The organism is Streptomyces sp. NBC_01089 (assembly GCF_045162975.1).
GTDB lineage: Bacteria > Actinomycetota > Actinomycetes > Streptomycetales > Streptomycetaceae > Streptomyces.
In genome coordinates this window covers 649615-664145 of the sequence record NZ_CP108660.1, presented here as the reverse complement: position 1 = coordinate 664145, position 14531 = coordinate 649615, and the positions used below count along the sequence as shown (strand labels likewise).

Annotated in this window: 10 protein-coding genes; 7 read left to right on the top strand and 3 right to left on the bottom strand. The window is 68.9% G+C overall.

The window, feature by feature from the left end:
* Window positions 1–209 precede the first annotated feature (209 nt).
* Window positions 210–1064, bottom strand: a complete 855-nt coding sequence (locus OG510_RS03005) for a trypsin-like serine peptidase (protein WP_406135075.1) — start codon at window positions 1062–1064, stop codon at window positions 210–212.
* A gap of 353 nt (window positions 1065–1417) precedes the next feature.
* Between OG510_RS03005 and OG510_RS03000 the strand changes: the two genes are divergently transcribed.
* The 7 genes from OG510_RS03000 (at window position 1418) to OG510_RS02970 (ending at window position 9947) form a co-directional block, all read left to right on the top strand.
* Window positions 1418–2260 carry a heparin lyase I family protein gene (locus tag OG510_RS03000; protein WP_406135074.1) on the top strand — a complete coding sequence of 281 codons (843 nt, stop codon included), beginning with the start codon at window positions 1418–1420 and terminating at the stop codon, window positions 2258–2260.
* A 36-nt stretch (window positions 2261–2296) separates the two neighbouring features.
* Window positions 2297–4318 (top strand): PQQ-binding-like beta-propeller repeat protein, encoded by a 2022-nt coding sequence (locus OG510_RS02995; RefSeq protein ID WP_406135073.1) that lies wholly within the window; start codon window positions 2297–2299, stop codon window positions 4316–4318.
* A 91-nt stretch (window positions 4319–4409) separates the two neighbouring features.
* A complete protein-coding gene (locus OG510_RS02990) occupies window positions 4410–5543 on the top strand; it encodes a LacI family DNA-binding transcriptional regulator (RefSeq protein ID WP_406135072.1) in 1134 nt (377 codons plus the stop codon).
* 162 nt (window positions 5544–5705) lie between these two features.
* Complete coding sequence (locus OG510_RS02985; RefSeq protein ID WP_406135071.1) at window positions 5706–6971, top strand: ABC transporter substrate-binding protein; 1266 nt, start codon at window positions 5706–5708, stop codon at window positions 6969–6971.
* A 97-nt stretch (window positions 6972–7068) separates the two neighbouring features.
* Window positions 7069–7965, top strand: a complete 897-nt coding sequence (locus tag OG510_RS02980; RefSeq protein WP_406135070.1) for a carbohydrate ABC transporter permease — start codon at window positions 7069–7071, stop codon at window positions 7963–7965.
* Window positions 7962–8915 (top strand): carbohydrate ABC transporter permease, encoded by a 954-nt coding sequence (locus tag OG510_RS02975; RefSeq protein WP_406135069.1) that lies wholly within the window; start codon window positions 7962–7964, stop codon window positions 8913–8915. The genes OG510_RS02980 and OG510_RS02975 overlap by 4 nt, the downstream gene beginning before the upstream one ends.
* A gap of 9 nt (window positions 8916–8924) precedes the next feature.
* Entirely contained in the window at window positions 8925–9947 is a 1023-nt protein-coding gene (locus tag OG510_RS02970) for a hydroxyacid dehydrogenase (protein WP_406135068.1), read from the top strand.
* A 57-nt stretch (window positions 9948–10004) separates the two neighbouring features.
* Here the strand turns inward: OG510_RS02970 and OG510_RS02965 are convergent, their stop codons facing one another.
* Together OG510_RS02965 and OG510_RS02960 are read right to left on the bottom strand one after the other, a co-directional pair.
* Complete coding sequence (locus OG510_RS02965) at window positions 10005–11963, bottom strand: aconitate hydratase (RefSeq protein ID WP_406135067.1); 1959 nt, start codon at window positions 11961–11963, stop codon at window positions 10005–10007.
* 574 nt (window positions 11964–12537) lie between these two features.
* Window positions 12538–14526, bottom strand: a complete 1989-nt coding sequence (locus OG510_RS02960; RefSeq protein WP_406135066.1) for a helix-turn-helix domain-containing protein — start codon at window positions 14524–14526, stop codon at window positions 12538–12540.
* Window positions 14527–14531: the final 5 nt, after the last annotated feature.

Below are 14531 nucleotides of genomic sequence, written 5' to 3'. Positions count from 1 at the left end.
TGGGATTGTGCGGTGGCTTTACGGAGCTTCCGCATGCGCGGTCGGGCCACGCGGGGCGCGGGGCGGGCTCCGCCAGCCGTGCGGCGAGGTGTTGCAGAAGTGCCACCGCGACGACCCTGACCAGCGGATGCGCCGCGGCGGTTCCGGGTTCCGGTCCGACGGCCCCAGCCCCGCCGAGTCCCGCCGAGTCCAGTCCGTATCAGCTTGTCTCAGTCCTGGGCCCTGGCCTGCTGGTAGAGCTGGGCGACGCTGTTGCCGAAGTACGCGGCGTAGGACACGTCGTCCTCGTCGCCGCCGCGTTCGTACCCGCCGAGGACACCGATCACCGTGCCCGTGCCGGCGCTCGACGCGCCGTCGACGACCCAGGGGCTGCCACTCGTGCCACCGGCGAAGTTGGTGCAGTGGATCCGCATCTGTGTGCTGCTGAACCGGGTGGTGCGGTTGCGGCAAGAGATCGGCGTATCCCGGTTGTTGGGGTAGCCGGTCACCTTGACCTTGTTCTGGAAGCCCCGGTTGATCCCGAGTGCGTTGCCGCCGAGGACGTCCTGGATCCGCTTGCCGTCGTTGTTGCCGAGGATCAGGAAGGCGACATCGAGGTCCGGGTTCCCGTTCTGGGCCCAGCGGTCGTCAGCGACGACCTTGCGGACTTTCCACAGCCCGGCGGGCTTCTCGCCGGACCGGTAGGCGGGGGCGAAGACGAGATCGTCCCTGGGTGTCCCGTCACTGTCGAAAGCACAGTGCGCGGCGGTGACCAGCATGTTCCGGCCCGGACTGGTCACGACGCTCGCGGTGCAGAAGTGATCACCGCTGTCGTCCTTCTCGAACAGCGCGCCCACCCGGGCGTTCTGCTGCGTTCTCAGAGGGGTGTACGCGGTGCCGTCAGCGGTCCGCGCCGCCCGCGGCTGGTCCTGCTCGCGCGCCGCGGCACCGGGCATCCCGGGGCTGGTGTCGGCATGCCGTTGCGCACTGCTGGTCTCGGCCTGGGAGGCGTAACCCAGCAGTGCGAGCGCCCCGATGACGGCGAACGTCAGGGGCGCCAGAAGTTTCCTGTCCTTCGGAGCCACGGCGCCATTATCGGCGGGCCCGAGCTCCCGCGTGTGGATTGGATGGATCGCGCCGCGCGGTGCGCACGCATCATTCTGCTTCGTAAATCTTCGAACGAAGCGTGCCGTGTGGACAGGCGGGATCCGCTTCGATGGTCATGAGGGGCGACAAGCCGTCAATTACATGGTCAACAAGGAGTGACGCGCAGGGATTTGACGGATTGATGTCGCCTGTCTTTCGGTATCGTTCGTAACCGTGCCAGCATGCACGAGCGCGAACGCCGTCATTCGACGTTCAAGTGCTGTCGTTTCACCCCCTGTGTGACGACTACTTGTCCAGGTTCATGCGCAATACCACGATGTCGAGGAGCAGAATGACCAAGCTTCGCCAGGTATCGATCTCCCTCTGTGCGGCAGCGCTGACAGTTCCCTTCCTGCTGTCCCAGTCTCAGGCGGCAGCCCAGCAAGGGACCTTGCGCACCAGGCCGGTGGCCGCGCAGACCGCCAAGCAGGTTCTGGGGGTGGACTATGAGAGCGGCACCCTGGACTCGGGAGTGAAGGGACTGACCACCACCCATGCGACGGCCCCGGACGCCTCGGGCGTCGTACGGCCAGGACGGGCGAGCTCGTACGCGGTCCAGCACAAGGTGACGCTCGGCGACCCCGGATACGAGTCGAACGGCGCACCGCGCAGCGAGACCGCGACGGACCTGCTCAAGAACGGGCAGTTCAACGTGGGTGACACGCAGCGCTACGAGTTCAGCGTTCTGCTGAAGGACTGGCAGCCGTTCAAGCCGGGGGACAGCGAGTCGGGCGACATCATCTTCCAGGGCAAATACGCGGGCGGCAACGTCCCGGCCTTCTATCTGATGACGAAGCGCAACGAGGTGGCGTTCCGCTCCCCGCACCTGAACCGCCAGACGACGGTGGTGGCGGATCTCCGTCCCAGTATCGACAAGTGGATGAACTTCCGCATCGACGCGCGCTGGACCACCGACAACACCGGGTACTTCCGGGTCTCCGTGCAGCTTCCCGGGCAGTCCGACTACAAGTCGGCCGCTTCGTACGAGAACGTGCGGACCTATCAGCCCGGGAACCCGGCCGACCACGGCTACATCAAGTGGGGGCTCTACCGGCCCTCGCAGTCGATCGACAAAGGCGACGTCCCCACGCGGATCGTCCAGCACGACGACATCCGCATCTTCAACCTGTCCTGACGCCGTCCCGCAGAACCCATACCCCCAGGAGTACACATGACGGATCATCCGTTTCTCAGCAGGCGCCGGCTGATCCAGGCCGGTGGTGCGCTCGGGCTGGCGACGGCGGCCGAATCCCTCGTCACCTCCCCGGCACTTGCCGCCACCGGCCGGCCTCCCCGGACGGCGGTGACCGATCTGGGGCCGGGCCTGGTCCAGATCTCACTGATGAGCGGGCTGCTGGTCGCTGACACCGTCTACATAGGCTCCCGCAATGTGAGTCCCGCAGGAGTGAGCGGCTTCCATCTGCCGAGCCGGAAGGTGGTGTCGCACACCGCCCTCGGTGCGGGGCCCGAGCCCTCCATCCAGGCGCTCGCCGCTGACTCCACGGGCCAATACCTCTACATCGGCGTCCTGGTCAAGGCGGATGAGGGCAAACCCAACCTCTTCCGCTGGGACTTGAAGACGCCCGACAAGCCCGCGGTGGCCGTCGGCAGAACCGGGGACCGCGACATCCGTGATCTGGCGGTCGCACCCGACGGCACGGTGTACGCCGTGGGCGGTCTCCCGGACAAGGCGCCCATTCTGTGGGAGTACGACCCGGCCACCGGCGCCGTCACCGACCGGGGCGTCCCCGACCCGAAGGCGACCCTGGCCAGGGCGGTCGCGGCCACGGATACCACCGTCTTCTTCGGGGCGGGCAGTATCCTCTCCGGCGGGGGCGGCGCGAGCAAGGCATCGCTGTTCGCCTTCGACCGGAAGAAGCACACGTTCACCTCGGTCGTGCCCAAGGAGATGGAAAAGGACCCCAGTCTGCGCGAACTGGCCGTTCTGGACGGGCACTTGATCGTCGGCACTTCGGGCGGCGTCGATCCCGCGAAGCTCGCGGTGATGGACCTGGACGATCTCTCCTCGTACACCGTGCTGTCCACCACGGGCACCACCATCAAGTCGTTCACCGCCGATGACGACCGTATCTACTTCGCCTCCGAGTCGGGCGTGCAGGCTTACTCGAAGGCGGACAAGAAGGTCTCCCCGCTGGAGTTCGACGGGACGGATCTCGGTGAGATCTGGGGCCTGGACCAACTCGACGGAAAGCTTGAGGTCGTCTCGGGCTACGGCTTCGTCGCCGAGATCGATCTGTCGGCGGGTACCTCGGTGGTCACCCAACTGGACAAGGCAGGCGCGCCCGCCAGTCCGCAAGCCGGTATGGGGGTTGCCGCCGGACGCGGTTACGTCTACCTCGGAGGCAACGGCGCCATCTCCCGGCGCAATCTGAAGACCGGCGAGGTTGTGAACCTGCAGGCACCCGGTGAGGCGAAGGACGCCGAGGTGATCGAAGGCTGCCTGTACACCGGCCAGTACGACGCTCAGGGCATCTGGCGGTACGACCCTGCCGGGCGACGCCAGCCGCAGCAGGCCGCGCACTTCCCCAGTGAGCAGAACCGGCCGCTGGACACCTCGTGGGACCCGGACAATCAACTGCTCCTGGTGGGTGTGCAGTCCGACACCGAGGGAGGCGGCGCGCTGTGGACGTACTCGCCGAGGAGCGGCACATCGGCCTCCTACGTCAATCCGATCGATGACGTCCAGCTCGTGCGAGCGGTGGCCAACCGGAACGGTGTCGCCTATCTGGGCGGCGACAGCGCCTCCGAGCAGGGACCGCGCGCCACTGTCGTCGCCGTCGATCCGGTCACGGGCAAGGAGAAGTGGCGGGTCGATCCGAAGCAGGAGGCGGGTGTTGCGGCCCTGGCGGTGCAGGGCCGCAACCTCTACGGACTCACCACGGGGGGCGGGTTGTTCGTCATCGATGTGCGGACCCGCAAGGTGGTGCACACCGCTGATGTGGGAGATGTCAGCAAGGGGTTCGCCGCGATGGTCACCAACCGTGGCGTGGTCTACGGCGTCTCGGACACCACGCTCTTCCGTTTCCACCCGAGGACATTCGCCGTGAGTACCGTAGTCGCCGACATCAATGGCGTCTGGTACAGCGGTCCGCACCTCAACGTATACAAGGGCATGCTCTACACACTGCGCGACCACAACCTCGTCGAGGTCGACGACAGGCCGTCGTACTGACACGACAGCCGTCGTACTGAACAGCCGCCGGCCAGCACATCTGTCGATCCAAGCCAGTACCTGCCTTTGATTGATATCTTTCGGTTGTCGAGTGAAAGCGGATGACTCACTCGTTACCGAGAGGGGACCCAAGGTGTTGGCCGACGAGCGGCGGCAAGCGATCCTGAGCGCTGTGGAGCGCCAGGGTTCGATCACAGTCAAGGAACTGGCGGCGGAGATGGGCGTCTCCGCCGTCACCCTGCGCCAGGACGTGCGGGAGCTGGCCGACCGCGGACTGCTGGCCCGTGTGCACGGCGGGGCGAGGGCCCTGACCCCGACCGCGGTCCCGGCAGCGGCCGAGGTCCGTGCCCCCGCTCTGCCGGACGCGGGGGAACGGCACAGCATCGGCCTGGTAGTGCCTCCGGGCGGGTACTACTACGCGGAGGTGATCCGCGGTGTCCAGAGCGCGGCACGGGGGCGCGGTGTCCGTGTCGTACTGGCCGTATCGGGGGAGTCGCTGTCGGAGCACCAGGAGCAGGTCCGCCAGCTCATGGCCGGTGGTATCGACAGCCTGCTGCTGATGCCGCACCCGGGTCTGAGCCCTCTGGACGAGGCCGAACAGTGGCTGAGCGGTCTCGATGTGCCGGTCGTGCTGGTGGAGCGCCGGGCCGGGCTGATGGCCGGCCGGCTGGAGCAGGTGGCCTCGGACCATGCCTACGGTGCGGCGCTCGCGGTACGGCACCTGGCCGGGCTCGGACACGACAGGGTGGCCCTGGTCGCCAGGGTGGAGAGCCCCAACACGGCTCTCCTCAGCGCCGGATACGCCGACGCCGTGGAAACCATGGGACTCACGCCGGGGCCCGAGTACCGCATCACCACCAGCGGCGATGCGGCTCCGGTCGACGGGCGCTTCGAGGAGGTGGTCCGGGCCGTGGAAGCAGGAGAGGTCCGGGCGGCGCTGGTGCACAACGACATCGACGCGATTGCCCTCGTCGGCATCCTGCGGGCCCGGGGTGTGCGGGTGCCGGAGGACCTGGCCCTGGTCACCTACGACGACGAGGTCGCCGAGCTGAGCGAGGTCCCGCTGACCGCGGTGGCGCCGCCCAAGCAGGCGGTGGGTGCGTGGGCCCTCGATCTGGCGGTGCGCCGGCTGGCCGACCCTGCCACACCGCTGGCGGAGATGCTGCTCAGGCCGGAGCTGCGAGTGCGTGCGTCCTGTGGCGCCGACCGCCGGACCGGCGTCTGAGAGCGACCAGCATGTGATGCCGTATTGCTTTCGTGTCAAGCAAACGAAAGCAGATGTATTGACTGTCTGTCGTCTGTATCGAATGATTGCGGTGACACCCCAGCGAACGATCGGTGACACCGCATGTTTTATAGACGTCTGCCAGCTCTGGTCTGTTCCGTCGTGGCACTCGGCCTGCTCGGTACGGGATGCGGAGGCGCGGACAACGGGGGGTCCGCGTCGGACAAGAAGACCGGTGAGGTCACTTTCTGGTCCTTCGTCAAGGGCTCCGACAAGGTGGCTGAGGCATTCAACCGGACCCACCCCGGTATCAAAGTGCACTTCGAGTCGGTGCCTTCGGGCCAGGAGTACTACTCGAAGCTCACCAACGCCGTGAAGGCCGGCACGGTCCCGGACGTCGCGGTGATCGAGTACCCGCAGCTGCCGGAGTTCGCCACCCAGGGCGAGTTGGAGAGCCTGGACAAGCCCCTCGGCTCCCTGGTCAAATCCCATTTCCCGGCGTCGGTAAGCCGGTTGGTCGAGCTGGGGGGCCGGACGTGGGGCGTTCCTCGTGATGCCGCGCCGCTGATGCTGTACTACCGCAAGGATTTCTTCAAGAAGAACAACATCGACGTCCCCAAGACGTGGGACGAGTACCGGGACATGACCGTCCAGGTGAAGAAGGCCGATTCGAAGGCCCGCGGCGGGGTCATGTACACCGACAACCCCGGACTGCTGAGTGCACTGTCCTGGCAGGCCGGAGCGCGGTGGTTCGGTACGCAGAAGGACGCATGGAAGGTATCGCTCGACGATGCCCCGTCCCGCAAGGTGGCCGACTACTGGGGTGGTCTCGCCCGGCAGGGGCTCGTCCGGTCGCTGAGCACGCTCGACCCGTTCTGGACCAGCGTCCAGCAGAACCGCACCGTCGCCTATGTCTGTGCGAGCTGGTGCGCCGGATCCCAGCAGGCCACCGTCCCCGACCAGTCGGGCAAGTGGTCGGTGGCCCCGGTCCCGACCTGGGACGGCAAGCCGGCCTCCGCCATGTACGGCGGCTCGTCCTTCGTCATTCCCAAGGGTGCCAGGAACAGCGGAGCCGCCGCGGAGTTCATCAAGTGGATCACGACCGACCCTGCGGGGATGAAGGCGTGGGTATTCGACGGCACCAGCAGTATGTTCCCCGCCGACCCCCGGCTCGTCCCAGTCGCCAAAGCGGCTTTCCCCACGGGCTACTTCGGTGGCCAGGACGTCTATGCAGTGGGCAGCAAGTCCTACGGGGCGGTGGTGCCGGACTGGACCTGGGGCCCGGTCATGGGAACCACGAACACGGCCCTCACCGACGGGCTGCCGAAGGTGGCCGAGGGCAACGTGAAGCTCTCCGACGTCCTCACCGGCGCGCAACGGGCCACCGTCGAGGACATCAAGCACCGCGGTATGAAGGTCGCCCCGTAGACCGCGCACCCCTGCTGGGGCCCGATGCACGCCCCGTTGGGCGGGGTGTGCATCCGCCCTGCCCCGCACTTTTCCGTTCCCTATGAGGAAGGCCGGTATGGCAAGCCCGTCAGCCCGTGCACAGCGCCGTACTGCCGCGCTGCTCCTGGCACCGTTTTTCGTCCTCTTCACCGTGGTCACCCTCGCCCCGCTGGTCTACGCGGGCCGGCTGAGTCTGTTCACCACCCGTACGTCCGGTCTTGGCTTCGGCGGCAGCAAGGACGTCTTCGCCGGCCTGGACAACTACACCAAAGCACTGTCGGACCCGGCTTTCCGTGACGGGTTCATCACCATCGCCGCCTACGTCGCGGTGTACATCCCCGTGATGATCGGCGGCGCGCTCGTCCTGGCTCTCCTCCTGGACTCGGCACTCGTCAGGGCACGGGCCTTCTTCCAACTGGCCCTGTTCCTGCCGCACGCGGTGCCCGGCCTGATCGCGGCGCTCATCTGGGTCTACCTGTACACGCCGGGCCTGAGTCCGGTGATCGATCTCCTCAGCCACGGCGGCTTCGACATCAGCTTCCTGTCGGCGGACAACGCGGTGTTCTCCGCGGCGAACATCGCCGTCTGGGAGTGGATCGGGTACAGCATGGTCATCTTCTACGCCGCACTCCAGTCGGTACCGCGCGAGACCCTTGACGCGGCAACGATCGACGGGGCCGGCGGCATCCGTACCGCCCTGTCGATCAAGGTGCCCATGATCCGCCCGGCCATCGCGCTGTCCGTGCTGTTCACCGTCATCGGTTCGGTCCAGCTCTTCACGGAGCCCAAGGTGATCTACAGCGCCTCCAGCTCGATCGGCAGCAGCTGGACGCCCAATATGTACGTACAGACCGCGGCTTTCACCCACAACGACTTCGGCCTGGCCGCGGCTGCCTCGCTGCTCATCGCGGTGTTCGCCGCGGCGCTGTCGTTCCTCGTGACCCGCCTTTCGCGCAGCAGGAGCCAGCCGTGACCAAGTCCACGACACTCAGCGTCCCGGCGCCCGCTGCGGCCCCGGACTGCGACAACCGCGGGGGCGGCACCGCCAAGGACACCCCCCGGCGTCCCCGGAAGCGTCCCTCGGCTCTGCTGTCCAAGGCCGGCGTGACAGCGATGCTGGGGCTCGCCACCCTCTACACACTCCTGCCGATGCTCTGGCTGGTGCTTTCGTCCACCAAGAGCCGCCAGGACCTCTTCGCCACGAACGGCTTCGCACCGGGCCACCACTTCGCGCTCCTCGGCAACCTCGGGCACCTGTTCAAGGCCGACCACGGCATCTACGTGCGCTGGATGGCCAACACGGTCCTGTACGCCGGAGCCGGCGCGCTGCTGGCCACGGTGTTCAGCGTGGCCGCCGGGTACGCGTTCGACAAACTGGCCTTCCCCGCCAAGGAAAAGCTCTTCGCCTTCGTCCTGCTGGGCGTGATGGTGCCCGGAACGGCGATGGCCATACCGCTGTACCTGATCGCCGCCAAGGTCGGCCTGGTGAACACCTTCTGGGCCGTGTTCGTCCCCGGCCTGGTCTTCCCGTTCGGCGTGTACCTGGCCCGTGTCCTCAGCGCGGCCTACGTCCCCAACGAGGTTCTGGAGGCAGCCCGGATGGACGGCGCCGGCGAGTTCAAGGCATTCTGCCGCATCGCTTTCCCCATGCTCGCGCCCGCCTTCGTGACCATCTTCCTCTTCCAGTTCACCCAGATCTGGAACAGCTTCTTCCTGCCCTTGGTGATGCTGTCCAACCAGAAGCTCTACCCGGTCAACCTCGGACTGTATGTCTGGTACTCCTCCGCGCTCTCCCAGGGGCACCCGCAGGACTACCTCCTGGCAGTCGTCGGATCACTGGTGTCCGTGGCTCCGCTGGTCGTCCTCTTCCTGATGCTCCAGCGGTACTGGAAGTCCGGCATGACAGCCGGCGCCGTCAAGTAGGCCATAGCCATGAGGATCCCCATGCCCTTCACCCAGCCCCGCCCGCGCGCCCTGTTCGCCATGGGCCGCCCGCACCGCGACGCACTTTTCCCGCCGGCCGCAGTCCAGGAGCTGACCCGGCACGTCGACATCGTTCCGCAGTTCGTCGCCGAGGACTTCGACCGGGTACCGGACCTGGCAGCCGTGGAACTCCTGATCACATCCTGGGGGTGCCCCCCGCTCGACACCGCCGCACTGGCCCGCATGCCGGCACTGAAGGCGGTCGTGCACGCCGCAGGGAGCGTCAAACACCATGTGACGGAGGCGTGCTGGGACCGCGGACTCCTCGTCTCCACGGCAGCCGCGGCCAATGCCCTCCCCGTCGCCGAGTACACGGTCGCCGCCGTTCTCTTCGCCAACAAACGCGTACTGGAGATCGGCGGACTGTACCGTGAACATCGAGCCGCCCTGGACTGGGCAGCGCACTTCCCGGGCTTCGGCAATTACCGCAGGACGGTCGGCGTGGTGGGCGCGTCCCTGGTGGGGCGCAGGGTGCTGGAACTGCTGAGCCCCTACGACTTCGACCTCGTGGTGGCAGATCCCCACCTCGACCCGGTGCGGGCCCGGTCGCTGGGAGCCCGGCTCGCCGGACTGGACGAGATGATGACCGTCTGCGACGTCGTATCCCTGCACGCCCCCGCGCTGCCCGAGACCCACCATCTGATGGATGCCCGTCGGCTGTCGCTCCTGCGGGACGGCGCGACACTGATCAACACCGCGCGGGGCTCGCTCGTCGACACCCGGGCCCTCACCGCTGAGGCGTCGGCAGGGCGTATCCACGCGATCCTCGACGTCACAGACCCCGAGGTGCTGCCGGCGGCGTCGCCGCTGTACTCACTGCCCAACGTGCTCCTGACACCGCACATCGCCGGATCGCTGGGCGGCGAGCTCCAGCGCATCACCCGCAGTGCCCTGGACGAGATCGAACGCTACTGCGCCGGGAGGGGGTTCGCTCACGCTGTGACCCGTGACGTACTGACCACTTCGGCCTGAGCGGCTGATTCCTCCCTGCCGCGCCTCAAAGGCTTCGGGGTGGTACGTGAGGCCAGGTCAGTGCCCGGCCTCCTCCCCCGCCACGGCCGGGATGATGCCGCCCAGCAGCACCGTCCGGCGCCGGTGGGCCGGCAGCCTGTGGTGCACCGGGTAGCTCTCGTCCCGGGTGGTGTTGACGGCCAGCAGGGACGGTTCGGCGTCCGGTGCGAGCGCCGCGTGCAGACCCTCCAGGAGGATCTCGTCGCCCTGTCCGACCCGGTCGTAGTCGGCCGGGTCGTCGAATTCGAGCGCCAGGACACCGAAGTTGGCGAGGTTCTGCCAGTGGATCCGCGCGTACGACTTCGCGATCACCACCCGCAGCCCCAGATACCGGGGTGTCAGTGCCGCGTGCTCGCGCGAGGATCCCTGCCCGTAGTTGTCCCCGCCGACGACGAGGTGTCCGCCCGCGTCCCGGCACTCCGCGGCGCGGGACGGGTAGTCCGGGTCGATGCGGGTGAAGGTGAACTCCGCGAGGCGCGGGATGTTGGAGCGGTACGGCAGCGCCTTGGCGCCCGCCGGTGAGATCTCGTCGGTCGACACGTTGTCGCCCATCTTCAGCAGCACCGGCAGACGTACGGTGTCCGGCAGCGGGTCCAGGTCGGGCAGCGCGGAGACCCCGGGGCCGCGCTCCAGCTCCACGCGGGCAGCCTCGTCGGGCGGGAGCGGGGGCTCCAGCATCGCGGTGTTGACCGGCTCCGCCCGCAGCGCCGGGACCTTCGGGTACGCCAGCCCGGTCTCCGCCGCCCAGTCGCGCGGATCGGTGATGACACCGGTCAGCGCGGATGCGGTCGCCGTCTCCGGCGAGCAGAGCCACACGGCGTCGTCCTGGGTGCCCGAACGGCCGGGGAAGTTGCGCGGGAACGTACGCAGTGAGTTGCGGCCCACCGCCGGTGCCTGGCCCATGCCGATGCACCCCAGGCAGCCCGCCTGGTGGATCCGGGCTCCCGCCGCGATCAGGTCGAAGACCGCACCGGAGTGACTGAGGTCCTGGAGGATCTCCCGGGAGGTCGGGTTGACGTCGAAACTCACCCCGGGCGGGGTCTGCCGCCCGCGCACCATCTCCGCCGCCATGGCGAAGTCGCGCAGACCGGGATTGGCCGAGGAACCGATCACCGCCTGGCCCACCGGCTCGCCCGCCACCTCACGTACGGGCATCACATTGCCCGGCGAAGTGGGCCGGGCGATCAGCGGTTCGAGCGCCGCGAGGTCGATTTCCTCGTCCAGGTCGTAGACCGCGTCGTCCGCCGCCCACAGCGGCGTCCAGGCGTCTTCGCGGCCCTCGCTGCGCAGAAAGGCCCGTACGGCGTCGTCGGAGGGGAACACCGTGGTGGTGGCGCCCAGTTCCGCGCCCATGTTGGCGATCACATGCCGGTCCATCGCCGACAGCGACGCCAGTCCGGGACCGTGGTACTCCAGCACCCGGTTCACCGCGCCCTTCACCCCGTGCCGGCGCAGCATCTCCAGGACGACGTCCTTGGCGCTCACCCACTCCGGCAGGGCTCCGGTCAGCCGGACGCCCCAGATGTGCGGCATGGTGATGCGCAGCGGGCGGCCCGCCATGGCCAGCGCGACCTCCAGGCCGCCGGTGCCGACCGCGAACATCCCGAGTGATCCGGCGGCGCAGGTGTGCGAGTCGGAACCGGCGAGTGTCCGGCCCGGAACACCGAAGTGCTGCATGTGGACGGGGTGCGACACCCCGTTGCCCGGTTTCGAGTACCAGACACCGAGGCGGCGGGCCGCCGAGCGCAGGAACGCGTGGTCCTCGGCGTTCCGCTCGTCGGTCTGGATGATGTTGTGGTCCACGTACTGCACACTCGCCTCGGTGCGCACCCGGTCAAGACCGAGTGCCTCCAGCTCCTGCATGACCAGTGTGCCGGTGGCGTCCTGGGTGAGGGTCTGGTCCACGCGCAGCCCGATCTCGGTGCCCGGGGCCATCCGGCCCTCGACCAGGTGATCTTCGATCAGCTGTTGGGTCACCGTGCCGTGCGCGTTCCGGCCGGGCCGCCCGGCCGGTCCTGCCTCTGCCGCCTCTGTTGTCTGCGCTGTGTGTGGTGTCCGGGCCGTCCGTGCTGTCTGAGCCGTGTCGCCGGTGGCTCGCTCCGGCTGTCCGCTCGCCTCCATGCCGCACCTCCGACAGTGTGCCGCGTGCCCGGATGCCGTGTCCTGGCCTCTCCGGGCCCGAGTACCCCATTGTCCGTGGACATGGCGCTTCCTGCTCCCCGGAGCGGCTGCGGGAAGGCTGCGCGGGCGGCTGCACGGGCAGCTGCGGGGCGGCTGTGCGGGCGGCTGTGCGGGGTGGCCCACCGGCAGACCCTGACCGAACCCCTGTACCGGTCAGGGCCGGGCCGGTGGCCCAAGTGCGATGCGCTCGTCCGCCCCAAGCGGTCATGACGTCAAAACCGCAGGCGGGAGGCCATCTCCCGGAGGACGCTAGCCCGCGGCCGCGGACGCGCGGAACGGTGCCGGTGCACAAGTTTTCCCCGTCACCTGTCACAGCTGCACAAGCCGGCGCGCGCCCCGGCCCTTCAGCCACCCGTCAGCCACCCTTCGGTCAGCCGTCGAGCAGCCTGCTGTCGATGATGCCCAGCTCGGGGGAGGCGACATGGAGCGCGAGTACGACGTCGTGCGGCCCGTTGAATCCGTTGGCGCTGTCGTCACCCTCTGTGACGCGCCGATGGGTTTCGATGAGGGGGCGCTGCAGCACCTGCTCCGCCGTGGCCAGATGGGCGAGCACGGTCTTGTAGTGCAGCCGGAGCCGGCCCGCGGTCTCCTCCGTCCTGGCCCCGCAGAGGACCCATGTGGTGACCGTGCGCCGCAGACTCCGGCGCCCGGCCGTATCGAGCGGGGCCAGGAAGCGGGCGGCCCACTCACGGCAGGGCGGCTGCTGCAGCAGCTCGCGCAGACCCGTGTCCGGTACGGATGAGGCCGCGCTGTCCGCCGCCAGGTCGTCCTGGACGCGCAGCGCCAGACTCAGTACGGCCCGGTCGCCCAGGCGTCGCAGATCGAGCCCGAGCAGCTGAGCGGTGCGTGCGAGATGCGCCCGTACCGTATTGCGATGCTGCCCGCTCAGCTTCGCGGCGCCACCGATACCGAAAGCGAGACCCAGGCGTACGGAGTGCGCGATCTCCGGCCTTCTGCCCGCCGGAAGCCGGGCGAGCGGCTGGAGGAAACGCTCGGCCCAGGGGCACGCGCCCGGCGGGAGCAGCCGTGTCAGGTCGGCCTCCTCCTCGTACTCGGCGACCCGGCCCGTCCGGTTGCGCGCCACGGCGAGCGCCTGGGTCGCCTCCTCGTACGCGCCCGCGGTCGCCGCCAGAGGGGCCCGGCGGCTGGTGCCCAGCCGGTATTCGGGAGCTTCGGCGACGAGCGTCATCAGCGCGTCGCGGGCCGGGTCCACCGCCGCATGACCGCCGGGCGCTTCGGAGATGACGATCACCTGACCGTCGTCGACCGGGCACCGCACCACAAGGCCCGTCTCGCGCAGCCGCTGCCTGCACTGGCCCGCGGCGGTGTCACGCAGCCCCGGCGGGCACTGGAGGATATGGACCCGCACCGCGGACGCCGCCATGGCGGTACGGCTCAGCCGCAGCGCATGAGCCGTTCTCCTCGCCCAGGTGACCAGCCCGCCCATCAGGAGCTGCAGCACCGCGACTTGGGCGCTCTCCAGGCCCTCGGGGCCGGTCAGCGGATGCCGTACGGCGCCCTCCAGGAAAGGGAGCACCCGTCGCACCGACTCCACCGCCCCGGGCGGGAAGTCCCCCGGCCGGGTCACCACGAGCACCGGGTGCGGCCTCGACGCCCCGAGCGCGTACATCCGGATCTGGGCGGGGCCGCTGCTCGCCGCGGAGGCCGAGGCGTGTCCCGTACGGAGCGCATCGACGGCGCCGGGATCGGGTATCCGCGCAGCGTCCTCGTGGGGTGCGAGGATCTCGGCTGTGCCCTCCACCGCGGTGGACAACCAGCCGAGGAGCAGCCCGGCATCGCCGCCCCTGTCCGGCCGGGCGGCCTCCAGCAGGTCACTGAGCGAAGCCGCCTTGCCCTCGGCTGCCCGGAGGCGGAGATCGCTGATGATCCGGGCGGCGCGGAGCCAGGGCAGACCCGAGGCGAAGAGCACCGGTACTGAGCTGTGCCGGGCGGCCGATGTCACCGAGGCGTGCGCGGCCGTGCCGAGCGGCCCGTTCACCAGGAGCCCGGTGGCGCCCGCTCCGGCGAGTGCGCGCAGCCGGCGGGCGGCGGCGTGCCGGTCCCGCAGCCAGGGCTCTGCGGCATCCGCGACGACCAGCAGATCCCGGATGTCGTCGCCGGAGTACGGCTCACTCGCGGGCACCGCACCGGTCACGGCCCGGCTCGCGTACCCCGCCAGGTCCGTCGTGTCGGCCGGAGCCGTCGTGTCGGCCGGATCCGTCTGCCCCGTCTGCCCCGCTGGATTCGCGAGACCTGTGTGGCCCGCCGGGTCATCGTGGCCGGCGGCTTCTCGTCCGACGTACCTCAGGAACTCACCCAGCGTGGGCAGGGCGGCCGCCCCGCCCCCTGTTCTCTCCACAGCTA